This is a genomic window from Nonomuraea montanisoli (assembly GCF_013363975.1).
Taxonomy (GTDB): Bacteria; Actinomycetota; Actinomycetes; order Streptosporangiales; family Streptosporangiaceae; genus Nonomuraea; species Nonomuraea montanisoli.
In genome coordinates this window covers 137,968-162,221 of record NZ_JABWGN010000002.1, presented here as the reverse complement: position 1 = coordinate 162,221, position 24,254 = coordinate 137,968, and the positions used below count along the sequence as shown (strand labels likewise).

Genomic DNA, 24,254 nt, shown 5'->3' with positions numbered 1-24,254 from the left:
GGGTCGCGACGTTGGAGAAGGACACGTGCGTGCTTTCGCCGTGGCCAGGGCGGTGCGTGGCATCGAGCCCCTGGTGGCCGCGGAAATCATGAAGCTGGGCGTCGTGCGCAGGCTGCGCCACCGCGAGGTGTGGTTCGAGGCGGCCGAACCCGGACCGGATCTGCTGGGACTGCGGACGGCCGACGACGTGCTGCTGGTGGCGGCCGTCGTGGACGGCGTCGGGGCGGGACGCGGCGCGCTGGAGCGGCTGCGGCGGGCCGCCGAGAACGCCGACGCCGGCCCCGCGCTGCGGCTCCGCCACACGGCCCGCGCGTCGAGAGACGGGGGACGGCCGATCGACGTGACGGCGACATCCCGCGCGTCGGCAGATGAGGGGCGGCCGATCGAGGTGTCGGCGACAGCCCGCGCGTCGGGCGACGAGGGACGGCCGATCGAGGTGTCGGCGACGTTCGTGGGGCGGCGCTCCTACAGCCGCTTCGACGTCGAGGACGCCGTGGGCGCCGGGCTGTCGCGGGCGCTCGGGGTGCCGTACCACTCCCGCGCGGGGGGCGTGGCGCCGCCTCCGGGCGCGGTGCCGTGGCGGGTCACCATCGAGGACGACCAGGCGGTCATCGCCGTACGGCTGGGCGAGCGGCCGCTGCACCGCCGGCCGTACAAGGAGGACTCGATCCCCGGCACCCTCCACCCGCCTCTGGCCGCCGCCATGGCCAGGCTCGCGGGCCTCGCCGAAGCGGCCCCTCCCGAGGAGGGGCACGCCGGGGCAGGGCACGCCTGGACAGGGCTCGCCGAAGCAGGGCTCGCCGAAGCAGGGCTGGATCACGGGCGGGGCGCGGGACCGGTCGTGCTGGACCCGTGCTGCGGGGCGGGGACGACGCTGGTGGAGGCCGGTCTGCTGGCGCCGCGCGCCCGGCTGGCCGGGATCGACCGCTCCCCCGCCTCCGTACGGGCCGCCACGGCCAACGCCCGGCGGGCCGGGGTGGCCGTGACCCCCGTCGTCGGCGACGCGGGGCGGCTACCCCTGCCCTCGGGGAGCGTGGACCGGGTGCTGGTGAACCCGCCCTGGGGCCGCCAGGTCGCCGCCGCCGGGCTGCTGGCGCGGGACGGCGGGCTGCTGTGGCGGGAGGTCCGGCGCGTGCTGGCGCCCGGCGGGCTGGTGGTGACCCTGGCCGGAGACGTGCCGGACGGCTTCCGCGTCGAGCGGGCGATCGAGGTGTCCCTGTCCGGCAGGCACCCGCTCCTCGCGGTCCTCCGCCCGGCCCGCCGCCACCGCTGACCGCCGGCGCGGCCCGGCGGAAAGGGCGGGCCGCGCCGGGGCCGGGCCGGGTGGTCAGCAGGCGGGGCCGAGCCAGTCCAGGATGAGCCGGTTGACCTCTTCCGGCCGCTCCAGGTGCAGGAAGTGGCCGGCCCCGTCCACGGCCGCCGCCCGCGACCCCGCCGGCAGGCGCTCCGGCACGGCCTTGACCAGGCCGGCGTCCAGGCAGCCGTCCTGCTTGCCGTGCAGGTAGAGGATCGGCCCGGTCGTGGGCTCCGGCTCGGGGTGGCGGCCCGAGGGCGGCGTGGTGCCGAGCATGGCCCGGTAGTAGCCGATGGCGGCGGCCAGGTTGGCGGGCCGGCCGAGGCTGCGGTGCACGAACTCGAGGTCCCGCCCCGCGTCGTAGCCGGGCGACCAGTCCCGCCACAGCCCCTCCAGGAAGCCGGGCGTGGCCGCCGCGGTCTCGGCCAGCTCGGTCTGGAAGAGGAACACGTAGAAGGAGCGCTTGAGCTGCTCGTACGTGAAGAACGAGCCGAGCATGGCGCCGAGCGGCGGCGCCGCCATGGCCACGGACCGGCGGAAGCGCCCGCCGAGGTTGTACACCGGGAAGGCGCCCCAGTCGTGGCCGACCACCACGGCGCCGTCGTCGCCGCCGAGCTCCTCGTGCAGGGCGGCCACGTCGGCGGCCAGCGCCGCGCCCTCGTACGCGGCGTCCGCGGGGACCTCGGTCGGCGCGTAACCGCGCATGAACGGCGCGACCGCCCGGTAGCCGCGCTCCGCCAGCGCCGGCATGAGGTGCCGCCAGGTGTGCGCGGTGTCGGGGAATCCGTGCAGGCACAGGGCCAGCGGTCCCTCGCCCACGGCAAGATACGCGAACTCCACCCCGTTGGCGTGGATCGTCCTGATCTCCATGACAGCGAAACCTAGCACCCGCTTGGCCACGGAGCGCCGAGGGAGTGCCCGAAGAGAGTGCCCGGAGGGAGTGCCCGGAGAGGGGATCTCAGTAGGCGTAGCGCAGGTGCTTGATCCCGTTGATGAAGTTCGACAGCAGATGGTCGGGCTCCCCCACCGCCCGGATGTCGGGCAGCCGGGTGAACAGCTCCCGGAACATCACGGTCATCTCGCGCCGCGCCAGGTGCGCGCCCAGGCAGTGGTGCGGGCCGGGGCCGCCGAACCCGACGTGCGGGTTGGGGTCGCGGGTGATGTCGAAGGCGTCGGGGTCGCGGAAGACGGTCTCGTCGCGGTTGGCGGAGTTGTAGAACAGCAGCACCTTGTCGCCCGGCCGGTAGCGCATGCCGTTCATGACGTGCTCGCGCGTGACCGTGCGGCGGAACTGGATCACCGGCGTGGCGTGACGGACGATCTCGTCGCACGCCTTGCCGATGAGGCCCTCGAAGTTGTCCGTCAGCAGCCGCCGCTGGTCGGGATGGTCGGTGAGGAGCTTGAGCCCGTGGGCGATGGCGTTGCGCGTGGTCTCGCTGCCGGCCACCACGAGCAGGATGAAGAAGGAGCCGAGCTCCTGCGAGCTGAGCCGCTCCTCGCCGTTGACGAGGAGGCTGACCAGGTCGCCGGTCGGCCGCTTGCGCCGCTCGTCGCCGAGGCGGGCGGCCAGGCGGTTCAGCGAGTAGCCGGCGTGGATGAGCCGGGCCAGCCCGCGCGCCACGTTGAAGCGGGTGAGCTCGGGCCCGATGCCGGTGTACTCGGGGTCGGCGTTGCCGAGGATGACGTTGGTGCGGCGCAGCACCAGGTCGTGCAGGGCCGGCGGGACGCCCATCATGTCGCAGATGACGCGTACGGGGAGCCTGGCGGCGACCTGGGTGACGAAGTCGCCCGGCCCCTCCTTGATCGCCTGGTCCACGATCTCGGCCGCGGCCCGCTCCAGGTCCTCCTCCATCTTGGCGAGGACGCGCGGGGTGAAGGCGCGCGAGACGATGCGGCGCAGCCGGGCGTGCCTCGGGTCGTCCATGTTGATCATCGAGCCGAAGTAGACGGCCAGCCAGCGCGGCATGTCCGGGATGCTGTTGGAGCACGGCTCGCTGCTGAACACCTCGGGCGTGCGGCTCGCCTCGACCACGTCGGCGTGCCGCACGATCGCGTAGTAACCCGCGCCGCTCTTGATGAACGGCAGCGGCTGCTCCGGCACGAACAGGGGCTGGTCGAGGGCGCGCAGCCGCCGGAAGGTCTCCATGCGGTGGGCCTGCGGCAGCGACCAGAACGGAAGCTGCGACAGGTCCATGTCGGCGGAGGTGGTCATAACCGCAAAGCCTTGTGCAAGTGCTCACTTACGTCAAGGAGTTCGGTCAGGTGCGGGCCGCCCGGATCAGATCGGCGGCCTTCTCCCCGATCATTATGGCCGGAGCGTGGGTGTGGCCGCGATTGAGGGTCGGCATGATCGAGGCGTCGGCGACGCGCAGGCCCTCGACGCCGCGCACCCGGAGCTCCGGATCCACGACCGAGGCGTCGTCCACGCCCATCCGGCAGGTGCCGACCGGGTGGTAGAGCGTCTCGCCGCGGTCGCGCACCCACCGGGCGAGCTCCTCGTCGCTCTCCGGGCCGTCGTAGGGCGGCATCGGCCCGTCCGCGTACGGCCGCATGGCGGTGGTGGCGAAGATCTGCTTGGCCGTCTTCAGCCCGGCGACCATCCGCCTGAGGTCGGCCTCGCGGGCCAGGTAGCCCGGGTCGACGACCACGTCGCGCCCGTTCAGCCCGATCCGGCCGCGACTCTCGGGCTGGAGCAGCACCACGCCGACGGTCATCGCGTGGCCGGTCGGCGGGGTGAGCCCGTGGTCGACGAACGGGCCCGGCGCGAAGATGAGCTCGATGTCCGGCGCCGGCTCCTCCGGCGAGGTGCGGACGAACGCGACGGCCTCCCCCACGTTCGTGGTGAGCATGCCGGAACGCAGCACGAGGTAGCGCAGCAGGTTGCTCACGGACTCCGCCTTGGTGAGCGTCACCGGCTGCCGGCACCGGACGATCACCCCGGACGACAGGTGGTCCTGGAGGTTCTTGCCGACCTCCGGCAGGTCGCGCAGCACGGGCACGCCGGCGTCGCGCAGCTCGGCCGCCGCGCCCACGCCCGAGCGCATGAGCAGGTACGGCGAGCCGATCGCGCCCGCGGCCAGGATCACCTCGCGCCGGGCCCGCACCTGGGCACCGCCGCCGTGCTCGATGCCCGTGGCGCGCGAGCCGTCGAACAGCACCCGGTCCACGGTCGCGCCCGTGATGAGCGTCAGGTTCGGCCGCTTGAGCGCGGGCCGCAGGTAGGCGTCGGCGGCGCTCCACCGGCGCCCCCGGTGCTGGGTGACGGGGGTGGGGCTGAAGCCCTCGTCGGCGGGGCCGTTCAGCTCGGGCAGCCGGGTCAGGCCCAGCTCCTCGCAGGCCTGGAGGAAGGCGGCCGTGGTGACGTTGGGGCTGCGCAGCTCGGAGACGTACAGGGGGCCGTCGGTGCCGTACACGCCGCCCGCGTTGCCGCCCTCGCGGTGCTCGGCCCGCCGGAAGTACGGCAGCACCTCGTCGTAGGACCAGCCGGGCACGCCCCACTGGTCGTAGTCGAGCCGGCCGCCGCGCACCCACATCTGCGCGTTGATCGAGGAGGAGCCGCCGACCACCCGGCCGCGCGGCCAGTACAGCTCGCGGCCGGACATCTCGGACTGCTTGGCGGTGGTGTAGTTCCAGTCGTAGGCGGTCTTGAACAGCTTGTTGAAGGCCGCCGGCATGCGGATCTCCAGCTTGTCGTCCGGGCCGCCCGCCTCGACCAGCGCGACGCTCACCCCGGGATCGGCCGACAGCCGGCCGGCCAGCACGCACCCCGCCGAACCCGCGCCGACGATCACGTAGTCGTACTCCATGTGGCTCCTTCGCAGGCGTGAGTGACGTGGTACCTGCTTACTCCAGGCGGCCGGAGGCGTCCATATCCACTTGTGACCCTTGCTACCTACCGGTCGGTATGCCGTCCTGCGAAGATGGCGGCGAGGTCGCGGAGGCTGCGCAGAGGGAGGAAGGCGACATGCTCAACCTGTCCGTCGTGCTGGAGGACAGCGCCAGGAACAACCCGGACGGCGTCGCCGTGGTCTTCGGCGACATGCGCCTGCCGTACTCGATGGTGGACACGGTCGCCAACCAGGTCGCCAACCTGCTCGTGTCGCGCGGCGTCGGCCCGGGCGACAAGGTGGCGCTGGCCTGCCCCAACCTGCCGTACTTCCCGTTCGTCTACTACGGCATCCTCAAGGCCGGGGCCGCCGTGGTGCCGCTGAACGTGCTGCTCCAGCCGCGCGAGATCGCCTACCATCTCGACGACAGCGACGCCAAGGCGCTGTTCTGCTTCGAGGGCACGCCGGAGCTGCCGCTGGGCGAGCGCGGCCGGGCCGGTTTCGAGGCCGCCGAGGGGTGCGAGCACTTCTTCGTGCTGCCCGCCACGCCGCTGGCCACCGAGTCGGCGCACGGCGAGTCGTTCTGGGCGGCCCTGGACGGGATGCCCGGCACGTTCGAGACCGCGGCGACCGCCCCCGACGACACGGCGGTGATCCTCTACACCTCGGGCACCACCGGGCAGCCCAAGGGCGCCGAGCTGAGCCACCAGAACATGCTGATGAACACCCTGGTCTGCGACCAGATGTTCGACCGCGACATCGATCGCGACGTCTACCTCGCGGTGCTGCCGCTGTTCCACTCCTTCGGCCAGACGGTGGTCATGAACGTCGGCTTCCGGCGGCGCGCCGCCGTCGTGCTCATGCCGCGCTTCGAGCCGGGCGAGGCGCTGGAGCTGATGCGCCGGGAGGGCGTCACGTTCTTCGCGGGCGTGCCGACGATGTACTGGGCGCTGCTGACGAAGGTCCACGCGGACGGCGGCGCGTTGCCGACCACGCTGCGGACGACGGTCTCCGGCGGCTCCTCCCTGCCGGTCGAGGTGCTGAAGGACTTCGAGCGCACCTTCGGCATCCCCATCCTGGAGGGGTACGGCCTGTCGGAGACCTCCCCGGTGGCCAGCTTCAACCAGCCGGGCCGCCCGGCCAAGCCGGGCACGATCGGCACCCCGATCTGGGGCGTGGAGATGCGGCTCGTCGACGCCGAGTGGAAGACGGTCGAGGACGAGCCGGGCGAGATCGCGATCCGCGGCCACAACGTCATGAAGGGCTACCACGGCCGGCCCGAGGCGACGGCCGAGGTGCTGCGCGACGGCTGGTTCCGCACGGGCGACATCGCCACCCGCGACGCCGACGGCTACTACGCGATCATCGACCGGGCCAAGGACATGATCATCAGGGGCGGGTTCAACGTCTACCCGAGGGAGCTGGAGGAGGTGCTGCTGACGCACGAGGCGGTCTCGCTCGCCGCGGTCGTGGGCGTGCCCCACGACTCGCACGGCGAGGAGGTCAAGGCATACGTCATCCGCACCCCGGGCGCGACGATCACCGAGGCGGAACTGGTGGCCTGGTGCAGGGAGAACATGGCGGGCTACAAGTACCCGCGCATCGTGGAGTTCAGGGACGCCCTGCCCATGACGGCCACCGGCAAGATCCTCAAGCGTGAGCTGCGCTGACGCCGTCCCTCACACGAGGGCGGTCTTGTAGAAGATGCTCGCCTTCCTGGCCCCGGCGGCGCCCGAGGCCAGGCCGAGGCAGAGCCGGGGCCGGCCCGAGGCGATCTGGATCGCCATGCCCTCCGGCTCGCGGTAGTCCAGCGACTTGCCGGCCTGGGTCAGCGCGCGCTGCACCTTGCGACCGGTACGCAGGTCGACGCAGGTGACGTAGGTGTTGCCCGGCGCGGGGTTGGAGGAGCCGTAGGCGTCGCCGTCGAGCAGGTAGAGGTAGTCGCCGTGGGCCGCGTAGCCCTGGAAGGTGCCGAGGCCGGCCGGCTGGGCGACGTCGTGCACGGGCGTCCGCGAGCCCGACTTGACCGCCTGCAGCGGGAAGACCGCGTAGCGGAAGCCGCCGTTCCTGCGGTAGCGCATGACGAGCCGGCCGGTGGAGGGGTCGATGGCGCAGGTGGTGCTGGTCGCGCCGGTCACGGGCGCGTAGCGCGTCACGCCGCCGGAGGTCGGGGTGATCGTCCGGCCGGAGGCGAAGGCGAACCTGGCGAGCCGGTTGCCCCAGGCGTTGGCGCCGTCGGCGACCGCGCTGGTCTCGGTCCACAGGTAGGCCGACCCGCCCGACGGCTCCACGCCGATCTGCACGCCGTGTCCGAAACCCATGAGGTACATGTGCCCGAGCACCGTGCCGCCGAGGCTGAGCCTGGTCAGGCACAGGTGACCCGCCGCCGAGCTGCCGGCCCCGTTCTTGACCTGCACCGTGTAGATGTGGCCGTGGGCGTTGTCGAAGGCGAACGACTGCAGGACCGTCTCGTCGTACAGCGCCTTCTTCCAGATCAGGCTCGTGGCGGGCGCCGCCAGGTCGAACCGGTCCGCGGCGGTGCTTCCCGCGGACGCCTCGGCGGCCCGGCCGCCCAGCAGCGTGGTGACGGCGGCCCCGGCGCCGCCCACGAGCAGCCCTCTCCTGGTCATGAATGCTGACATCTCGGACAAAGCTCCTCCACGGCGATCGACAGGAGTCCAACACCCTAGCGGGTGATCTCGCCGTGGTAGACACGTGCCATGTCGTCATCCACCGCCCAGCGTCTCAGTGTCGTCCCGTCCGCGTTCGCCGTGGAGCACCTGCCCCACGCGACCTTCCCCGAGGACGACGAGTGGATCGCGCTGGTCCGCGCCCCCGAGGGGCTGACCGTCGTCCGCGAGGCCTGGCCGTCGGGCTCGGGCGAGCGCTGGATCGGCCTGTACGGCGGCGCGAGCGCGCACGGCCTCGACGTCTCCGGCATGCTGGCCGCGGTCGTGGGGCCGCTGGCCGAGGCGGCGATCCCCGTCTTCGTCGCCTCGACCTTCCACGCCGACCTCGTCCTCGTGCCGGAGCCGAGGGCCGCGGAGGCGGTGACCGTCCTCGAAGCCGCGGGGCACCGGGTGGACACCCGGCACCTGAAGTCGTGAACCCGCGCTAGGAGGGCCAGTCCCAGTGGGGCACCTCGCGCAGCGGATGGAGCTGGTCGTCGGTCTCGGCGTGGGAGTTCTGGTAGGCCACCCGGGTGCCGAACTCGACGTGCTCCCGCAGCGCCTGGCGGAACGGCGCGTCGTCCGGCAGCCCGGCGTCGTCGGCCGCGGCCATGAACAGGTCCACGAAGCGCTGCCGCTGCTCCTCGCGGATGCGCAGCCCGCGGTGGGCCTCGATGAGGGTCGGGAAGCCGCCCATCTCGCGGGTGAAGACGTCGGGACCGCCGAACGTCTCGGCCGTGAAGGCCGTCAGGTGCGCGACGTGGTGCGGGCGGCCGGCTCCGAAGAGCGGCTGGAGCAGCGGATCCTTCAGGACGCTGCCGTAGAAGAGGTCGACGAAACGGTGGAGGGCCTCGTGCCCGCCGGCGTGCTCGTATAAGGAGACCATGATTACAGCATTACAAATGCACGCCGACGAGTGAAGGGGCGCGAGGCGCTGCCGCCTCGCGCCCCTTCAGCCACGGATCAGGGCCAGTCGCGGGACGGGCGGAGCGGCACGCCGGAGCGGCCGTCCTTGTCCAGCTTGACGCCCAGCACCTGGTGGAGCTGGACCTTGTTGCGCTCGAAGCCGACGATGCAGCCCGCCATGTACAGCGCCCACACCCGGGCGGTGCCCATGCCGACCTCCTCGACCGCGTCGGCCCAGTTGGCGTCGAGGTTGTCGCACCAGTGACGCAGCGTCTTGGCGTAGTGCTCGCGCAGGTTCTCCTCGTGGCGGATCTCGAAGCCGAGGTCCTCCATCTGGCGGATCAGCCAGCCCACCGACTCCAGCTCGCCGTCGGGGAAGACGTAGCGGTTGATGAAGCCGCCCTTGTTGAACGTCTTCTCGGCGCCCGTCGGGCGGGTGATGCAGTGGTTGAGCAGCCGGCCGCCCGGCTTGAGCTTGCCGTACAGGAACTCGAAGTAGCCGGGGACGTTGGCCTTGCCGATGTGCTCGGTGAGGCCGATGGAGCTGACCGCGTCGAAGCCGGTCTCGGCGACGTCGCGGTAGTCCATGTGGCGGACCTCGCACAGGTCCTGCAGCCCCGCCTCGGCGATGGCCCGCTGCGCCCACTCGGCCTGCTGCTTGCTCAGCGTCACGCCGAGGGCCTTGACCCCGTAGTGCTTGGCGGCGTGCATGACCATGCCGCCCCAGCCGCAGCCGACGTCGAGCAGCCGCATGCCCGGCTTGAGGTCGAGCTTGCGCGCCACCAGGTCGAACTTGGCGTACTGCGCCTCCTCAAGGGTCGAGGAGTCGGTGGGGAAGACCGCGCAGGTGTAGGCCATGGACGGGCCGAGCACCCACTCGTAGAAGCGGTTGGACACGTCGTAGTGGTGGTGGATGGCCTCGGCGTCGCGCTGCTTGGCGTGCCGGGAGCCCAGCCGGGCCAGCGCGCTCTGCCGCATCTCCTGCGGAGGCGGAGGCACCCGCATGAGCAGCGGCTTGACGCCCAGCGACCGGACCGCGGCGATCTTCTCGGACGTGGTCAGGTCGTTGGTGGTGATGTTCCACATGCGATCGAGCAGGGTGTACAGGTCGCCGTGGAGGTCGAGGTGCCCCGAGACGTAGGCCCTGGCCAGGCCCAGCTCGCCCGGCGCCTGCGCGAGGTAGGCCACCGCGATCGGCGACTTCACCTCAAGACAGAGGTCGGCGCCGTCCGGCCCCGCCTTGCTCCCGTCGTACGCCCGGAAGGCGATCTTCGCCTCGGAGCCGACGATCTTCTCGAAGATGCTTGCCAGAGCCATCTCTCACCTTCCCCGCACACACTTGTCGTACAGGTCCAGCAGGCGCCCCTCCCGGTCGTATTCCCGTTTGACCGGCCAGTAGGCGCCGCCGTTGTACAGCTCCCAGAACTGCTCGCGGGCGTAGAAGGACGTCGAGTAGAGCGACTTGTGGCCGTCGAGCTCGTGCACGTTGTGCTCGATGAGCCGGTTGTAGTAGCCGTCGAACCGTCCCCGCGGCAGCGGGACCATCCCCCAGAAACCGAAGTTCACGTACAGCCGGCCGGGCTCCAGAGGGTAGAGCGGCCAGCGGGACGAGGCCCGCAGCGGGCACATCCACACCGGCGTCATGCCGACCTGGTCGTGGAAGAAGTCGAGGAACTCGGCGCCCCGCTCGACCGGCACCTCCACGTCCTGGATGACCGACTCCTGCACGGGCCGGCCGGCCCAGCGGTCGATCCGCGCCGTCACGCCGTGCCTGCGGTCGAGCGCGACGAGCCGGCGGTAGACGTCGGAGCGCATCCAGCGGCGCGGCATCAGCGAGCGCACGACCGGCTGCTGCACACCGAAGGCGCGCGAGCACCAGAACCAGTCGGTGTCCCAGCGCCACAGGTAGTCGCGGACCGTCAGCCAGTCGCGCTGGCGGTTGCGGATCGACTGGTAGTAGATGCGCATGCCGGTGTAGTCGGAGACGTACGGGGCACGCTCGGCGAAGCGGCCCAGCGTGATGTACATCTCCTGCGGGGAGAAGAACACGCCGTCGACGAAGTCGACCGGCTCCCCGTCGTGCTCCATGCGCTCGCAGATCTCCTGCATGGCGAGCATGCACTTGCCGGCGTCCGTGAACGGCAGGTGGGTCAGGCGCACGTACGGCTGGACCGGCTTGAGCCGGATCTTGATGCGCAGCGCGTAGCCCAGCGTGCCGTAGGAGTTCGGGAAGGCGCGGAACAGGTCGCGGTGCTCGTTGTCGTCGCGGGCGACGACGACGCGCCCGTCGCCGGTGAGGATCTCCAGCTCCTCGACCGACTCGTGCGGCAGCCCGTCACGGAAGCTCGTGGACTCGATGCCGAGGCCGGTGACGGCCCCGCCCAGCGTGATGGTCTTGAGCTGCGGGACGACGGACGGCATGAGGCCGTGCGGCAGCGTGGCGTCGACCAGGTGCTCGTAGGTCGTCATGCCCTGGACCTCGGCCGTCATGGTCTCCGGGTCGACGCTGATGACCTCGTCCAGGTCGCGCGCGGACAGCTTGGCGGTCCTCCCGCCGTCACGGAACCGGAAGAGGTTGGAGGTCGCCTTCGCCAGCCGGGGCGCCGCGCCACCGGGGATCTCCGCGTAGGACCGCCGGATCTGCTCTACTGCCCGTTGGTGTGTCGACATCGTCGTCGTCACCTAAGCACCCCCTTGAGCTGGTAGAGATCGTCCGTAAGAAGGTATCTCCCGGGCCTGACGTCGAACAGACCGGGGTCGTTAAAGACTCGAAAACTGTTCTTCGCGCCAGGTGGGCCCGTGGGCGCCGACCTGCGGGCTATACGGAGAGTGACGGGCCCGGCCGGCGGCGGACGGAGGGGGAGACGCCGTTCAGCACGTTCGTCACGGGGCGCCCGTCGAGGGCGGCGGCGAGGTTGGCCAGCACCGACTCCAGCAGGCGGCCGGTGGACCCGGCGGTGACGCCGGCGACGTGCGGCGACAGCAGGACCCCGGGCAGCTCGCGCAGGGGGTCGCCGGCGGGCAGCGGCTCGGTCTCGAACACGTCGAGCGCGGCCCCGCCGAGGTGTCCGTCGCGCAGTGCGGCGGCCAGCGCCTCCTGGTCGACGACGCCGCCGCGCGCGGCGTTGACCAGCAGGGCGCCCGGCTTCATGCGGCGGGCGTCGACGAGGCCGCGCGTCTCGTCGGCCAGCGCGACCACCACGACGAGCACGTCGGAGGCCGACACCAGCGTCTCCAGGTCCACGTGGCCGGGCTCGTCGCGGGGCGTGCGCGTCCAGTACGACACCTCGCAGCCGAACGCGCGGAACAGCCGGGCGCAGGCCGCGCCGATCGGGCCGAACCCGACGACGCCGACGCGCCTGCCGCTCAGCTCGCCGGGCTGGAGCGACTGCTGGGGCCAGCCGCCGGCGCGGACGGCGGCGTCGGCGTCGGCCAGCCGGCGCACCAGCGCGAGCGCGGCGGCCACGCACCACTCGGCGACCGCCGTGGCGCTGACGCCCGCGGTGTTGGCGAGGGGGACGCCGGCGGCGGCCAGCGCGGCCAGGTCGTGGCCGTCGACGCCGACCGACGGCTGCTGCACGAACGCCAGCCGGGGCGCCGCCGCGACGGCCCACGCGTCGAGCGCCAGCTCCGCCGTCCAGTCGCCGACCACGATCTCGGCCTCGGGCAGGGCGGCGAGCAGCGCGGCGCGGTCACGGGAGGCGGGCAGCCGCACGTCCACCCGGTCGCCGAGCGGGGCCATCAGGTCGCGCAGCGCGTGCTCGGGAAGCGGCGCCAGGGCGAGGAGGTTCCAGGGCGTCATGCCCCTACGGTAAAGCTGCCGATCACCTGCCGCATCAGCGTCGCGCTGCGCCGCCACTGGGCCTCGGCGACCGTCCAGGACAGGATGTAGGAGGTGTCGCCGGCGACGACGGCCCGCCGCAGCTCCCGGTAGCGCACGCCCGGCCGGGCCCACGGCGTGTCCGAGCCGGAGCCGGCCGTGTAGACGAACTCGCACTCGACCGCCTTGACGCCCCGCTGCATGACGGACCGGCGGCCCGTGACGCGCAGGTCGGGGGCGCCCTGCCGGAGCAGCGTCTCGGCGTCCTCGATGAGCTGGGCGGCGTCGCGCTGGACGTAGACCGCCTGGACGCCGAGGTGGGCGGCGCCGTCGCGGCGCGTCCACTCGGTGTAGGCCTCCTTGCGCGCGCCGCGCCATCCGTACGGGCGGGCGATCGTCCAGCCCTCGCGCGAGGTCCAGGTCCGCGTCAGGGGGGCGGTCCTGGTGGGCGACGGCGTGGGCGTGGCACTGGGCGTGGCGGTGGCGGGCAGCGTGGACGCGGTGGCGGTGGCCGGCGGCGCGCTGGGCAGGGGGCTGGTGGCGGCGCGCTGCGCGATCGTGGAGGTGCCCTCGGCGGGGGGCACCAGGTTGAGGTAGGCGACCGTCCCGCCCGCGAGCACCAGCACCGCGGCCGCGGCGGCGGCCAGCAGCGTACGGCTGGAGCGGCGGCGCGGCGCGCCCTCGTCGGGCGCGTCCATGTCGGCGCCCGCGGGGCGGGTCGCGATGACCTCGGCGAGCAGCCCGTCGGCCTGCTCGGCGGTCAGCCGCTCGTGCGGCTCCTTGCGGAGCAGGCCCTTGAGGACCGGGTGCATCGCCGGCGGGATCCGGCGGTAGTCGGGCTCCTCGTTGAGCAGGGCGTTGAGCGTGGCCATCGCCTCGCCCCGCTCGAACGGCGAGCGGCCCACGAGCGTGGCGTACAGCGTGGCGCCGAGCGACCACAGGTCGGAGGGCGGCCCGGCCTCGGCGGCGCGCACCCGCTCGGGCGCGAGGAAGCTCGGCGAGCCGGTGACCATGCCGGTCCGGGTCAGCGAGGAGTCGCCCTCGGCGGTGGCGATGCCGAAGTCGGTGAGCACGGCCCGGCCGTCGTCGGCGAGCAGGATGTTGCTCGGCTTGACGTCGCGGTGCAGGATCCCGACCTCGTGCGCGGCGCGCAGCGCGGACAGCACCTGCCGGCCCACGTCGGCGGCCTGCCGGATGGGCAGCGCGCCCGTGGTGGCGACGACCTGCTCCACCGAGGGGTGGCGGACCAGCTCCATGATGATCCAGGGCCGGCCGTCCTCCTCGACGACGTCGTAGACGGCGACGACCGACGGATGGTTGAGCCGCGCCGCCGTACGGGCCTCGCGGGCCGTGCGAAGGAGCAGGTTCTCCTGTTCGGCGCGCGGCAGCCCGTCGGGCAGCAGCACTTCCTTGACCGCGATCTGCCGGTTGAGCAGCGTGTCGCGGCCTTCCCAGACGACCCCCATGCCGCCGCGCCCCAGCTCGCGGAGTAACTGGTAACGCCTAGCGATGAGCGGCGTGCTATCCGAAACCATGTCCTACCCCTGTAGACCACCCGATCAGTGGGCAAGTTTCCCATACCTCTCCTTGCTTCGCCGGAAGGTCGCAAAGGTGGCTTGCGACAGCTCACCGAATGTTGTTCTACTGGGGTCCGGGCGGGGACCGGCCCGCGGCCCGCATCACCGAGGAGACGCCCATGTCCGAAGGCCGTCAGGGACCGCTCGCCGGCGTGCGCGTGCTGGAGCTCGCCGGGCTCGCGCCCGGGCCGTTCGCCGGCATGATGCTCGCCGACCACGGGGCCGAGGTGCTGCGGATCGACCGCGTCGCCGCCGTCTCGCCGGTCCCGCGCTCCGACGTCATGGACCGCGGCAAGCGCACGATCGGGCTGGACCTCAAGGCGCCCGAGGGCGTGGCCGCGTTCAAGGAGCTGGCCCGCGGCGCCGACGCGGTCATCGAGGTGTTCCGGCCCGGGGTCGCGGAGCGGCTCGGCATCGGCCCGGCCGACCTGCACGCCGTCAACGAGCGGCTGGTCTACGGCCGGATGACCGGCTGGGGCCAGGACGGCCCCCTCGCCGCCACCGCCGGGCACGACATCGACTACATCGCCATCGCCGGCGTGCTGTCGCAGCTCGGCCGCGCCGGCCAGCCGCCGACGCCGCCGGTCAACATCCTCGGCGACTTCGCCGGCGGCGGCCTCATGCTCGCCTACGGCATCCTGCTCGCCCTGGTCGAGCGCCAGCGCACCGGGCTGGGCCGGGTCATCGACGCCGCCATGGTGGACGGGGCCGCGCTGCTGTTCGCGATGTTCTACAACGCGGCGCAGAGCGGCGGCTGGGGGCCGCGCGGTACCAACCTGCTCGACACCGGCGCCCCCATGTACGACACGTACGAGACCGCCGACGGGGGTCACCTCGCGGTGGGACCCCTGGAGCCGAAGTTCTGGGACGAGCTGCTGACGCGCATGGGCCTGGCCGGCGACCCCGGCCTGCCCGACCGCGGCGACCGGGACCAGTGGCCCGCGCTGAAGGCCCGGCTGGCCGAGGAGTTCCGCAAGCGGACCCGGGCGGAGTGGGAGGCGGTCTTCGAGGGGTCGGACGCGTGCGTGGCGCCGGTGCTGTCCATGGCGGAGGCGGCCCGGCATCCGCACAACGTGGCGCGGGGCGCGTTCACCGAGGTGGGCGGGGTCGTGCAGCCCGTGCCCGCGCCGCGCCTGCTCGGCGCGCCGGAGCCGGACCTGTCGCCGGCCACGCGCCTGGAGGACCTGTCGTCGTGGGGAATCCCGGCCGAGACCGCCGCCAAGCTGCGCGCCCAGGGAGTGCTGGCCTGACCGGGGCCACCCCAGACCTCCCGCCCGCCCGAGGCCTCCCGCCCGCCCCGGGCCTTCCGTCCGGCCCGGGACCTATCGCAGGGCGGCCCCGTAGGCGGAGTAGTCCTTCAGCGCGACCTGGTCGTGCATGCGCAGCCCCTTGGCGGCGAGCTTGCTCGCGGCGCGGCTGAGCCCGCCCGGCAGCCGTCCGATCAGCCAGGCGCCCCCCGCGAGCAGCCCGAGGTCGAGCGCGCCGCCCGGGACGAGCCGCTTGGCGGCGTTGAGCGCGAACGAGCGGCTGCGGCGCACGTAGTCGCCCATCGCCGCCTGGTAGGCCGGGAAGGCCCGCGTGTGGTCGCCGCCGGCCGCGGCCAGCTCGCCCGCCAGCACGTACGCGCCGACCACGGCCAGGCTCGTGCTGCCGCCGACCACGGGCCCCGGACAGTAACCGGCGTCGCCGACGAGCGCCACCCGGCCGCGCGTCCAGGTGTCGAGGGTGAGCTGGGTGATCGAGTCGAAGTAGAAGGCCGAGGCCCGGTCGGTCTCGTCCAGCAGGCGCGGAACATCCCACCCGAGACCGGCGAACCGCTCGCGCAGCAGTTCCTTCTGCCGCGCGGTGTCGCGGTGGTGGTAGTCGAGCTGCTCGGGGGTCCTGAACAGGAACAGCACCCGGGCGCCGTCCAGATGCGCCGCGCTGTACACGGCCGCCACGCGGCCGACGCCGAAGACGCCCTCCTTGTGGCCGTCGAGCCCGCGGTGGTCCGGGATGGTCGCGACGGCGAGGTAGGCGCCGATCCACCGGGCGTAGGCGGACTCGGGGCCGAAGACCAGCCGGCGGACGTTGGAGTGCAGGCCGTCGGCGCCGACGACCAGGTCGAAGCGCCGGGCCTCGCCGCGTTCGAACGTGACGCCCCCGTCGCCGCCGACGGAGGTGATGGAGTCGTCGAAGACGTACTCGACGTCGTCGCGGGTGGCGTCGTAGAGGACCTCGCTGAGGTCGTCGCGCATGATCTCGACGTGGCGGTCGGAGACGGCCGCGACGAGCTTGCGCACCTCCAGGTCGACGGGGCGCTCGCGGCCCTCGACGTGCATGGTGAGTCGCTCGGTGCCGGTCCTGTGGGCGGTGACGGGCCCGGCCAGCCCCATCTTCTCCACGATGTCCATGGCGGGCCGGAACAGGTCGACGGCGTGGCCGCCGGTCTTGCGCGGCGCGGGGGCGCGCTCGACGACGGTGACGTCGAAGCCGTGGCGGCGCAGCCAGTACGCCAGGACGGGTCCGGCGACGCTGGCGCCGGAGATGAGTACATGCATGGCAAACCTCCTTACTTACCGGATGGTAAGTGGCGAGGCCGGGCCCGCACAAGAGCTTACTTAACGATAGGTAAGGGATAGGCTGGGCGCATGGCGAAGCCGACCGACACGCGCACCCGCATCCTCGCCGTCGCCCGCGAGCTGTTCGCCCAGCAGGGCGTGCGCGAGACCAGCCTGCGGGAGATCGCCGACCGCCTCGGCATCACCAAGCCGGCGCTCTACTACCACTTCGCCTCACGCGAGGACCTGGTGCGCAGCATCGTCGAGCCGATGATGGACGACATCGAGCGCTTCGTCGCCGGGCGTGAGCGCCACGACGGGGCCGAGCCCGCCGCCGCGCACGATCCGCGCGAGCTGCTCGGCGACTACTTCGAGCTGGCCTGGAGGCACCGCGACGTGCTCGTCATGGTGGTCCGCGAGCTGCCCGTCCTGGCCACGCTGGAGGTGGGCGACCGCTTCTCCTCCTGGCGGCGCCGGCTCATCCTGCTGCTGCTCGGGCCCGACCCGGCGGTCGCCGCCCGGATCGGCGCGACGGTGGCGCTGGGTGGCCTCTCGGACTGCGCGGTCGAGTACGCGCACCTGCCGCCGGAGGAGGTCAAGGGGCCGGCGGTCGAGGCGGCAGCCGCGGCCCTCGGGTTCCCCCGCCCCTGAGGGCCGCCGGTCAGACGGCGATGTGGAGGTCGGCCCCGCCGGGGTGGTGGACCTCCAGGTCCGTCGTGAACGCCCGGGCCGGGGCCGCGCCCGACTCGGTGTGCGCCCACACCCGCTGCCACGCCTCCACGATGGCCTGCGGCATCTGCCCGCGCGCCTCGAACAGCAGCGTCTTGGCCGCCGGCACGCGCACCGCCACCATGCCCTCGGGCAGCCGCACCACCGTGCGCACCCCGGTGCCCACGATCTGCGTGTAGGCGCCGTTGTGGTCGCTCTCGTAGTCGGTGAGCACGGCGTACAGGTTCTCGTCGATCCGTCCCGGCACGTGCGCGAACGCCCCCGGCGCGCCGGCCCGCCTCCACAGCGCCGGCAGCTTCGCCCTCGACGGGTCCATCTCGTCGGCGTTCGTGGTGCGGATGGCGTAGCCGACGACGATCAGCTCGTCGCGGTCCGTGATCTCCACTGGGACTCTCCTCCCCCTCAGGTGTCCGGCCGATCATAAGCCCCCCAGAAAGGGGAAAACCCCTGAATAGACCTGTCACCACATAAGATGGACGAACGTGAGATTTCTCAACGGCATCGAGCCCCACCACGACCTCACCTACAGCGACGTGTTCATGGTCCCGTCGCGCTCCTCGGTCGGATCCCGGCTCGAGGTCGATCTGTCGACCTCCGACGGCACGGGCACGACCATCCCGATCGTCGTCGCCAACATGACGGCCGTCGCGGGCCGCCGCATGGCCGAGACCATCGCGCGGCGCGGCGGCGTCACCGTGATCCCGCAGGACATCCCCATCGACGTCGTCGCCGACGTCGTCGACTGGGTGAAGAAGCGCGACCTCGTCCACGACACGCCGCTGACGCTCACCCCGCACGACACCGTGGGCGAGGCGCTGCAACTGCTGCCCAAGCGGGCCCACGGCGCGGTCATCGTCGTCGACTGGGACAACCGCCCCGTCGGCGTGGTCACCGAGGCCGACTGCTCGGACGTCGACATGTACACCCAGCTCGCGCAGGTCATGTCGAGCGAGCTGCTGACGCTGCCCGCCGGGCTGGAACCGCGCGCCGCGTTCGAGCGGCTGCACGAGGGCCGCCACCGGCTGGCGCCCATCGTGGACGGCGACGGCCGGCTCCTCGGCATCCTGACCCGCACCGGCGCCCTGCGCGCCACCCTCTACAAGCCCGCCCTGGACGACTCCGGCCGGCTGCGCGTGGCCGCCGCCGTGGGCGTGAACGGCGACGTCGCCGCCCGGGCCAAGGAGCTCCTGGACGCCGGCATCGACTGCCTGGTCGTGGACACCGCCCACGGCCACCAGGACAAGATGATCTCGGCGCTGCGCGCGGTGCGGGCCCTCGACCCGGGAGTCCCCGTGGCGGCCGGCAACGTCGTGACGGCCGAGGGCGTGCGCGACCTGGTCGAGGCCGGGGCCGACATCCTCAAGGTCGGCGTCGGCCCGGGCGCCATGTGCACGACCCGGATGATGACCGGGGTGGGCCGGCCGCAGTTCTCGGCGGTGCTCGAATGCTCCGCCGAGGCCCGCCGGCTGGGCCGGCACGTGTGGGCCGACGGCGGCGTGCGTCACCCGCGCGACGTGGCCCTCGCCCTGGCGGCCGGAGCGGCCAACGTGATGATCGGGTCGTGGTTCGCGGGCACGTACGAGTCGCCCGGGGACACGCGCACCGACGCCGACGGCCGCAAGTACAAGGAGAACTTCGGCATGGCCTCCGCGCGCGCCGTCCGGCTGCGCACCGCCGAGGACAGCCCGTTCGAGCGGGCCAGGAAGGCGCTGTTCGAGGAGGGCATCTCCACCTCGCGCATGTACCTGGACCCGCGGCGGCCCAGCGTGGAGGACCAGATCGACGCGATCGTGGCGGGGCTGCGCTCGGCGTGCACGTACGCGGGGGCCATGACGCTGGAGGAGTTCCACGAGCGGGCCGTGGTGGGCATCCAGGGCAGCTCCGGCTACGCGGAGGGCATGCCCCTGCACCAGAGCTGGTGAGCCCCGGGCTCAGACCCGGCGCCAGCCGCCGGCGGCGTGGATGCCGCCGTCCACGTGGAGCGTCGTGCCCGTGACGAAGCGGGCCAGGTCGCCGGCCAGGAACACCGCTGCCGCCGCCGCGTCGGAGGGCTCGCCGAGCCGTCCGAGCGGGGGCAGCCGCACGGGCTCGTACGGCGGCCTCTCCTCGCCCCTGGACCGGCTGGTCACATCGCGACCGGCACCGGCGGCGCGCACGGTCTCGCGCATGGCCAGCTCGCCCTCGGTGGGCAGGGCGTCGGGGGCGATGGCGTTGACGCGGACGCCGCGGGGCGCGAGCTCCAGCGCCAGCGAGCGGGTCAGGCTCTCCACCGCCGCCTTCATCGCCGCGTAGATCGCGAACCCCGGCGCCGCCTGGTGCGCCTCGCTGGACGTCACGTTGATGATCGACGCGCCCTCGCCCATCATCGGCAGGAAGCGCCGGATCATGGCGGTGACCTGGGTGAAGTTCTCCTCGACGAGCGTGCGCTCGCCGCGTTCGGAGGTGCCCTGGAACGACGCGTGGAAGGTGCCGCCCGCGTTGTTGACCAGGACGTCCACCCGCCCCCACCGCTCCCGCACGGCACCGGCGAACACCTCCGCGGACACCGGGTCCCGTACGTCCAGCGTCATCGTGAGGTCGCCGGCCGGCGGCGTGACGCGGTCGCACACCGCCACCTCGGCGCCGAACGCCGCGGCGATCGCGCGGCCCAGCCCGCGCGCCCCGCCGGTGACCACGGCGACGCGCCCGGTGAGCAGGATGCCATCAGGTGAAAGGGCGGCCATGGACGCTGACGATATCCCGAGCGCATAGAGTCGTCGGGTTGCCCGTTCACATGGTCGACACCAGCATCAGCAATCGTCTATCAGGAGCACTTCGTGGCACTCGACAAGCCGGAAATCGACTTCCCGGAGGGCCAGCCGCCCGCTGACCTCGAGATCGTCGACATCGTCGAGGGGGACGGCCCCGAGGCCAAGCCCGGTCAGAACGTCAGCGTCCACTACGTGGGCGTCGCCTTCTCGACCGGTGAGGAGTTCGACGCGTCGTGGAACCGCGGCCAGGCGTTCGAGTTCCCCCTGGGCGGCGGCCGGGTCATCGCCGGCTGGGACCGCGGCGTCGCGGGCATGAAGGTCGGCGGCCGGCGCAAGCTGGTCATCCCGCCGCACCTCGGCTACGGCAACGCCGGCGCCGGCAACCGCATCAAGCCGGGAGAGACGCTCATCTTCGTGGTGGACCTCCTGGGCGTGCGCTAGCCGTCACGGCATCCCGCCGCACGATCTCCGGCACGGCCGGGCCTCCCTCGGGGGCCCGGCCGTCGCCGTCTTCCGGCGGCGGGGCGAACGCGGGACGAATCGGTGGCACCCCGAGGTGGGGAAATGTCGGTGTCGTGAGGCACCATAGGCGGTGTGCTACTGATCGACGTGGTGCGGGTCTCGGAGGCGGTGACGCGGACATCGGCCCGCCTGGGCAAGATCGGCCATCTGGCCGAGCTGCTCGGCAGGGTGGGCCCGGCAGAGGCGGGGATCGCGATCTCCTACCTGTCCGGTGAGCTGCCCCAACGCCAGATCGGAGTCGGCTGGCGCACGCTCCGCGACCTGCCGCAGCCCAAGCTCGCCGCCACGGCCACGCTGTCCGGCGTCGACGAGCGGCTGGGCGCGATCAAGGCCGTGTCCGGTCAGGGCTCGCAGGCGGCACGCAAGGGGCTGGTCGACGAGCTGTTCGCGGGGCTGACGAGCCAGGAGCAGGCGTTCATGCTGCGGCTGCTCAGCGGCGAGCTGCGGCAGGGCGCGCTCGACGGCGTGATGATCGAGGCGGTCGCCAAGGCGTCCGGCGCGCCGACGCCCGACGTGCGGCGGGCGCTGACGCTGCGCGGCTCGCTGCCCGCCGTGGGCGCCGCGGCGCTCGCGGGCGGGGTGGAGGCGCTGCGGGAGTTCCGGCTGGAGGTGGGGCGGGCGGTGTCGCCCATGCTGGCCGGCAGCGCGCCCAACGTCGCCGCCGCCCTGGCCAAGGCCGGCGCGCCCGCCGCGCTGGAGTGGAAGCTCGACGGCGTGCGCGTGCAGGCCCACCGCTCGGACGGCGAGGTCAGGATCTTCACCCGCACGCTCGACGACATCACCGCGCAGGTTCCCGAGCTGGCCGAGGCCGTGCTGGCCCTCCCGGTGGACGACGTGGTGCTCGACGGCGAGGTGATCGCGCTGCGTCCCGACGGGCGGCCGCACCCGTTCCAGGTGACGGCGAGCCGCGCCACGAGCAAGCTCGACGTGGCGCGGCTGCGCGAGCAGACGCCGCTCAGCGTGTTCTTCTTCGACGCGCTGCGGGTCGCCGGCGAGGACCTCCTCGACCTGCCGTACGAGCGCCGGCAGGAGGCGCTGAGCCGCACGGTGCCGCCCGAGCTGCTGACGCCCCGGCTGGTGACGGCCGACGTGGCCGAGGCCGAGCGGTTCTTCGCCGACGTGGTCAGGGCCGGCCACGAGGGCCTGGTCGTCAAGTCGCTGTCCTCCCCGTACGCGGCGGGCCGCCGGGGCGCGGGGTGGGTGAAGGTCAAGCCGCGCCACACGCTCGACCTCGTCGTCCTGGCCGCCGAGTGGGGCCACGGGCGGCGCCAGGGCAAGCTGTCCAACCTGCACCTGGGCGCCCGTGACCCGGAGGGCGGGTACGTGATGCTCGGCAAGACGTTCAAGGGCCTGACCGACGAGCTGCTGGCCTGGCAGACGGAGCGGTTTTTGGAGCTGGCCGAGGGGCCGACCGACGCGTGGACGGTGACGCTGCGACCCGAGCTGGTGGTGGAGATCGCCTTCGACGGGGTGCAGCGCTCGCCCCGCTACCCGGGCGGCATGGCGCTGCGCTTCGCCCGCGTCCTGCGCTACCGCCCCGACAAGCGGGCGCAGGACGCAGACACGGTGGAGACGGTCCGCTCCCTCATGCTGTGAACTGCCGGGGCGCCTTCAATGCCGGCCAGGGGGTGCCTTGTGCGACAGCCAGGTGCTGACCGACGGGGCGCGGGGACGCCCGGCCGCCGTCACGTGCCGGGGATGACCACGCTGCCGGACCAGCCACGGAAGGTGTAGGTGCCGAGCTTGCGGACCTTGCCGGTGGTGACGTCGATCGCGTACGCGGTCTCCCCTGTCCTGGCCGGCTCCGTGGGCTTCCTCTCCCACCGGGGTCTGTCGGTGACCACGGCGGTGACGACCACTTCGGTGGGCCCTCGCCAGGACCCGATCCGCCACGGCCTGAACCCCTTGGGCGCGTCGCGGAACTTCACCCTGCGCAGTGCCTTCCCGGTCGTGGCGTCCAGGGTCACGACCGTGTCGTCGGGCCGGTACTCGTCGGTGGACGACGCACCGCCGTCCAGGTAGGCCACGGTGCGCCCGTCAGGCGCCAGACGGCTCAGCGATTCCTCCAGCGCGCCGGAGAAGGGCCGCACCTCGCCGTCCTCGAGCAGGCCGTACCGCGACCGGTCATTCGTGACGATCACGCGGCTGCCTCCTTCGGCCACGCTCATCGGCTGCCAGCCCTGGGGCACGTCCGTGACGCGACCGGTCTCCATGTCGACGACCGCTCGCAGCCGGCCGTTGAGAACGAGGAAGCGGCCGTCGGGCGAGAGGACGACGATCGGCGCGTTCTTCACCATCTCCTCGTGTGACACGGTCTGCGGGCTGAGCCAGATCTGCCCGCTCGCCAGGTCCCGGACCGCGAACTTCTCGTCCTTCGCGCTGTAATAGGCGACGCGGCGGCCGTCGGGGGTGATCTCCAGGGGGGCGGCGGTGTTCATGTAGTTCGCCGCGGTCTGGTCGAGGTAGACGCCCGCCGCCTCCGGCATCCGGTACGTCCGGCCGTCGCGGGTCACCACTCTCCACTGCACACAGTCCCGGCCGGCGAAGGCGGACCCCTTGCCGGGACTCCACTTCTCCCCGCACCAGTCGTAGTAGGCGTGGCTCAGGGGGCTCACGCCGGAGGCGGGCAGCGTGTCCTTGTCCGGGGCGTCGTGGACGACCGTGGCCGTCCGGTCGCCCCGGACCTGGCCCTCCAGGCCGTGCCAGGTGAACGTGCCGGCGAGGCACACCGCCAGCCCGCCCGCGGCGAGGGCGGTCCGGCGGCGCCTGCGCGTGGCGCGCCCCGCGGCGACGGCACGGCGCACGTCCACGGCGGTCGGCGGCTGCTCCTCGGCCGCCAGCGTGTCGAACAGGTCCTTGGTGTCCATCAGCGCTCTTCCGTGTGCGTCAGGTGCGGGTACGGCACGTGGGAGTAGGACGGCCCGAGCTCCGCGCGCAGGGCGGCCAGGCCGCGGGCGGTCTGGCTCTTGACGGTTCCGGTGCTGCACCCCAGCACCTGGGCGGTCTGCTCGACGCTCAGGTCGCAGTGGAAGCGCAGCACGAGCGTGGCCCGCTGACGCGGCGGCACGGCCGTCAGCGCGCGGCGCAGGTCCAGGGCGAGGTCATGGTTCTCGTGGGCGGCGGGGGCGGCGGGCGGCGCGTGGGTGACGCGTACGCGGGAGAACCAGCCGCCCCGCTGCTCGGCGAGGAAGACGCGCACGAGGATCACGCGGACGTACGCGTCGAGGTCGTCGGCGGCGCGCGCCCGCCGCCACTTGACGTACAGCCGCGTGATGGCGCTCTGCACCAGGTCGTCGGCCCGGTGCCAGTCCTGGCACAGCAGGTACGCCACCCGGCGTAACCAGGGCAGGCGCCCGCTCACGTAGGCGGTGTACTCGTCATCGGGGCTCATCGGACTCCCAGGGCGGTCCCGGGGGGATTGCTTTCACGCCCACCTGATGCGCCGGGTGGGACGGAGGGTTGCACCGTATCGGGGAATCGCCGGAAAGCTCCGCGCCCCCGGGCGGACCGCCGGGGGCGCGGAGCTGTCATCTGCCGGGATGCGCCGGGCTTGCCGGGCGGGCCGGATCTGTCGGGGTGTGCGGGGTGACCGTGGCCGCCGCAGGGCGGCGGCGCGGGCC

The 24,254-nt window shown here is 72.9% G+C and carries 22 protein-coding genes; 8 read left to right on the top strand and 14 right to left on the bottom strand.

Annotated features, from left to right (window positions below):
* The first annotated feature begins 25 nt into the window (after positions 1–25).
* A complete protein-coding gene (locus tag HTZ77_RS04290; protein ID WP_328808407.1) occupies positions 26–1,273 on the top strand; it encodes a methyltransferase domain-containing protein in 1,248 nt (415 codons plus the stop codon).
* A 54-nt stretch (positions 1,274–1,327) separates the two neighbouring features.
* On the opposite strand, the gene HTZ77_RS04285 is transcribed toward HTZ77_RS04290, so the two are convergent.
* The 3 genes from HTZ77_RS04285 to HTZ77_RS04275 all read right to left on the bottom strand — a co-directional run bounded on the left by HTZ77_RS04285 (position 1,328) and on the right by HTZ77_RS04275 (position 5,100).
* Complete coding sequence (locus HTZ77_RS04285; RefSeq protein ID WP_175588112.1) at positions 1,328–2,164, bottom strand: alpha/beta fold hydrolase; 837 nt, start codon at positions 2,162–2,164, stop codon at positions 1,328–1,330.
* 88 nt (positions 2,165–2,252) lie between these two features.
* The gene (locus HTZ77_RS04280; RefSeq protein WP_175588111.1) at positions 2,253–3,506 is read right to left on the bottom strand and encodes a cytochrome P450; all 1,254 of its coding nucleotides are present in this window, start codon (positions 3,504–3,506) and stop codon (positions 2,253–2,255) included.
* Positions 3,507–3,552: 46 nt separating this feature from the next.
* Positions 3,553–5,100, bottom strand: a complete 1,548-nt coding sequence (locus tag HTZ77_RS04275) for a GMC family oxidoreductase (protein WP_175588110.1) — start codon at positions 5,098–5,100, stop codon at positions 3,553–3,555.
* Positions 5,101–5,258: 158 nt separating this feature from the next.
* Here HTZ77_RS04275 and HTZ77_RS04270 point away from each other — a divergent pair, with 158 nt between their 5' ends.
* A complete protein-coding gene (locus HTZ77_RS04270) occupies positions 5,259–6,791 on the top strand; it encodes a long-chain-fatty-acid--CoA ligase (protein ID WP_175588109.1) in 1,533 nt (510 codons plus the stop codon).
* 9 nt (positions 6,792–6,800) lie between these two features.
* On the opposite strand, the gene HTZ77_RS04265 is transcribed toward HTZ77_RS04270, so the two are convergent.
* Positions 6,801–7,763: a phage baseplate protein gene (locus tag HTZ77_RS04265; RefSeq protein ID WP_205302074.1), complete on the bottom strand. Its 963-nt coding sequence runs from the start codon at positions 7,761–7,763 to the stop codon at positions 6,801–6,803.
* Positions 7,764–7,841: 78 nt separating this feature from the next.
* Between HTZ77_RS04265 and HTZ77_RS04260 the strand changes: the two genes are divergently transcribed.
* The gene (locus HTZ77_RS04260) at positions 7,842–8,228 is read left to right on the top strand and encodes an ACT domain-containing protein (protein WP_175588107.1); all 387 of its coding nucleotides are present in this window, start codon (positions 7,842–7,844) and stop codon (positions 8,226–8,228) included.
* Between the two features lie 7 nt (positions 8,229–8,235).
* Here the strand turns inward: HTZ77_RS04260 and HTZ77_RS04255 are convergent, their stop codons facing one another.
* The 5 genes from HTZ77_RS04255 to HTZ77_RS45110 form a co-directional block, all read right to left on the bottom strand.
* Positions 8,236–8,676 carry a group II truncated hemoglobin gene (locus HTZ77_RS04255; protein WP_175588106.1) on the bottom strand — a complete coding sequence of 147 codons (441 nt, stop codon included), beginning with the start codon at positions 8,674–8,676 and terminating at the stop codon, positions 8,236–8,238.
* A gap of 77 nt (positions 8,677–8,753) precedes the next feature.
* Positions 8,754–10,013, bottom strand: a complete 1,260-nt coding sequence (locus HTZ77_RS04250; RefSeq protein ID WP_175588105.1) for an SAM-dependent methyltransferase — start codon at positions 10,011–10,013, stop codon at positions 8,754–8,756.
* Positions 10,014–10,016: 3 nt separating this feature from the next.
* A complete protein-coding gene (locus HTZ77_RS04245) occupies positions 10,017–11,366 on the bottom strand; it encodes an FAD-binding oxidoreductase (RefSeq protein WP_175588104.1) in 1,350 nt (449 codons plus the stop codon).
* Between the two features lie 148 nt (positions 11,367–11,514).
* Positions 11,515–12,498: an NAD(P)-dependent oxidoreductase gene (locus tag HTZ77_RS04240; RefSeq protein ID WP_175588103.1), complete on the bottom strand. Its 984-nt coding sequence runs from the start codon at positions 12,496–12,498 to the stop codon at positions 11,515–11,517.
* Positions 12,495–14,051, bottom strand: coding sequence for a serine/threonine-protein kinase (locus HTZ77_RS45110; RefSeq protein WP_205302073.1), 1,557 nt, complete (start codon positions 14,049–14,051; stop codon positions 12,495–12,497). Before HTZ77_RS45110 ends, HTZ77_RS04240 begins: the two co-directional genes overlap by 4 nt.
* Before the next feature lie 161 nt (positions 14,052–14,212).
* On the opposite strand from HTZ77_RS45110, the gene HTZ77_RS04230 reads away from it, so the two are divergent.
* Positions 14,213–15,343, top strand: a complete 1,131-nt coding sequence (locus HTZ77_RS04230) for a CaiB/BaiF CoA transferase family protein (protein WP_175588102.1) — start codon at positions 14,213–14,215, stop codon at positions 15,341–15,343.
* A gap of 72 nt (positions 15,344–15,415) precedes the next feature.
* Here the strand turns inward: HTZ77_RS04230 and HTZ77_RS04225 are convergent, their stop codons facing one another.
* On the bottom strand, positions 15,416–16,633 hold the full coding sequence (locus HTZ77_RS04225) for an FAD-dependent monooxygenase (RefSeq protein ID WP_175588101.1): 1,218 nt from the start codon (positions 16,631–16,633) through the stop codon (positions 15,416–15,418).
* A 90-nt stretch (positions 16,634–16,723) separates the two neighbouring features.
* Between HTZ77_RS04225 and HTZ77_RS04220 the strand changes: the two genes are divergently transcribed.
* Entirely contained in the window at positions 16,724–17,284 is a 561-nt protein-coding gene (locus HTZ77_RS04220) for a TetR/AcrR family transcriptional regulator (protein ID WP_175588100.1), read from the top strand.
* A gap of 10 nt (positions 17,285–17,294) precedes the next feature.
* Here the strand turns inward: HTZ77_RS04220 and HTZ77_RS04215 are convergent, their stop codons facing one another.
* The gene (locus HTZ77_RS04215) at positions 17,295–17,747 is read right to left on the bottom strand and encodes a GyrI-like domain-containing protein (protein WP_175588099.1); all 453 of its coding nucleotides are present in this window, start codon (positions 17,745–17,747) and stop codon (positions 17,295–17,297) included.
* 97 nt (positions 17,748–17,844) lie between these two features.
* Here HTZ77_RS04215 and HTZ77_RS04210 point away from each other — a divergent pair, with 97 nt between their 5' ends.
* Entirely contained in the window at positions 17,845–19,284 is a 1,440-nt protein-coding gene (locus HTZ77_RS04210; RefSeq protein ID WP_175588098.1) for a GuaB1 family IMP dehydrogenase-related protein, read from the top strand.
* Between the two features lie 9 nt (positions 19,285–19,293).
* Here HTZ77_RS04210 and HTZ77_RS04205 read toward each other — a convergent pair whose 3' ends face one another.
* Positions 19,294–20,085, bottom strand: coding sequence for an SDR family NAD(P)-dependent oxidoreductase (locus HTZ77_RS04205; protein ID WP_175588097.1), 792 nt, complete (start codon positions 20,083–20,085; stop codon positions 19,294–19,296).
* Between the two features lie 93 nt (positions 20,086–20,178).
* Between HTZ77_RS04205 and HTZ77_RS04200 the strand changes: the two genes are divergently transcribed.
* Together HTZ77_RS04200 and HTZ77_RS04195 are read left to right on the top strand one after the other, a co-directional pair.
* Complete coding sequence (locus HTZ77_RS04200) at positions 20,179–20,553, top strand: FKBP-type peptidyl-prolyl cis-trans isomerase (protein WP_175588096.1); 375 nt, start codon at positions 20,179–20,181, stop codon at positions 20,551–20,553.
* A gap of 153 nt (positions 20,554–20,706) precedes the next feature.
* The gene (locus HTZ77_RS04195; protein WP_175588095.1) at positions 20,707–22,230 is read left to right on the top strand and encodes an ATP-dependent DNA ligase; all 1,524 of its coding nucleotides are present in this window, start codon (positions 20,707–20,709) and stop codon (positions 22,228–22,230) included.
* Between the two features lie 89 nt (positions 22,231–22,319).
* Here HTZ77_RS04195 and HTZ77_RS04190 read toward each other — a convergent pair whose 3' ends face one another.
* The gene (locus HTZ77_RS04190) at positions 22,320–23,501 is read right to left on the bottom strand and encodes a TolB family protein (protein ID WP_175588094.1); all 1,182 of its coding nucleotides are present in this window, start codon (positions 23,499–23,501) and stop codon (positions 22,320–22,322) included.
* Complete coding sequence (locus tag HTZ77_RS04185) at positions 23,501–24,025, bottom strand: SigE family RNA polymerase sigma factor (protein WP_175588093.1); 525 nt, start codon at positions 24,023–24,025, stop codon at positions 23,501–23,503. Before HTZ77_RS04185 ends, HTZ77_RS04190 begins: the two co-directional genes overlap by 1 nt.
* Positions 24,026–24,254 lie beyond the last annotated feature (229 nt).

Excerpts from the sequence above, each read along its gene's own strand:
- HTZ77_RS04280 (WP_175588111.1), bottom strand. The coding sequence starts at position 3,506 with ATGACCACCTCCGCCGACATGGACCTGTCGCAGCTTCCGTTCTGGTCG.
- HTZ77_RS04225 (WP_175588101.1), bottom strand. The coding sequence starts at position 16,633 with ATGCATGTACTCATCTCCGGCGCCAGCGTCGCCGGACCCGTCCTGGCG.
- HTZ77_RS04240 (WP_175588103.1), bottom strand. The coding sequence starts at position 12,498 with ATGACGCCCTGGAACCTCCTCGCCCTGGCGCCGCTTCCCGAGCACGCG.
- HTZ77_RS04270 (WP_175588109.1), top strand. The coding sequence starts at position 5,259 with ATGCTCAACCTGTCCGTCGTGCTGGAGGACAGCGCCAGGAACAACCCG.
- HTZ77_RS45110 (WP_205302073.1), bottom strand. The coding sequence starts at position 14,051 with ATGGTTTCGGATAGCACGCCGCTCATCGCTAGGCGTTACCAGTTACTC.
- HTZ77_RS04245 (WP_175588104.1), bottom strand. The coding sequence starts at position 11,366 with ATGTCGACACACCAACGGGCAGTAGAGCAGATCCGGCGGTCCTACGCG.
- HTZ77_RS04285 (WP_175588112.1), bottom strand. The coding sequence starts at position 2,164 with ATGGAGATCAGGACGATCCACGCCAACGGGGTGGAGTTCGCGTATCTT.
- HTZ77_RS04190 (WP_175588094.1), bottom strand. The coding sequence starts at position 23,501 with ATGGACACCAAGGACCTGTTCGACACGCTGGCGGCCGAGGAGCAGCCG.
- HTZ77_RS04220 (WP_175588100.1), top strand. The coding sequence starts at position 16,724 with ATGGCGAAGCCGACCGACACGCGCACCCGCATCCTCGCCGTCGCCCGC.
- HTZ77_RS04250 (WP_175588105.1), bottom strand. The coding sequence starts at position 10,013 with ATGGCTCTGGCAAGCATCTTCGAGAAGATCGTCGGCTCCGAGGCGAAG.
- HTZ77_RS04230 (WP_175588102.1), top strand. The coding sequence starts at position 14,213 with ATGTCCGAAGGCCGTCAGGGACCGCTCGCCGGCGTGCGCGTGCTGGAG.
- HTZ77_RS04260 (WP_175588107.1), top strand. The coding sequence starts at position 7,842 with ATGTCGTCATCCACCGCCCAGCGTCTCAGTGTCGTCCCGTCCGCGTTC.
- HTZ77_RS04275 (WP_175588110.1), bottom strand. The coding sequence starts at position 5,100 with ATGGAGTACGACTACGTGATCGTCGGCGCGGGTTCGGCGGGGTGCGTG.
- HTZ77_RS04255 (WP_175588106.1), bottom strand. The coding sequence starts at position 8,676 with ATGGTCTCCTTATACGAGCACGCCGGCGGGCACGAGGCCCTCCACCGT.
- HTZ77_RS04205 (WP_175588097.1), bottom strand. The coding sequence starts at position 20,085 with ATGGCCGCCCTTTCACCTGATGGCATCCTGCTCACCGGGCGCGTCGCC.
- HTZ77_RS04185 (WP_175588093.1), bottom strand. The coding sequence starts at position 24,025 with ATGAGCCCCGATGACGAGTACACCGCCTACGTGAGCGGGCGCCTGCCC.
- HTZ77_RS04265 (WP_205302074.1), bottom strand. The coding sequence starts at position 7,763 with ATGTCAGCATTCATGACCAGGAGAGGGCTGCTCGTGGGCGGCGCCGGG.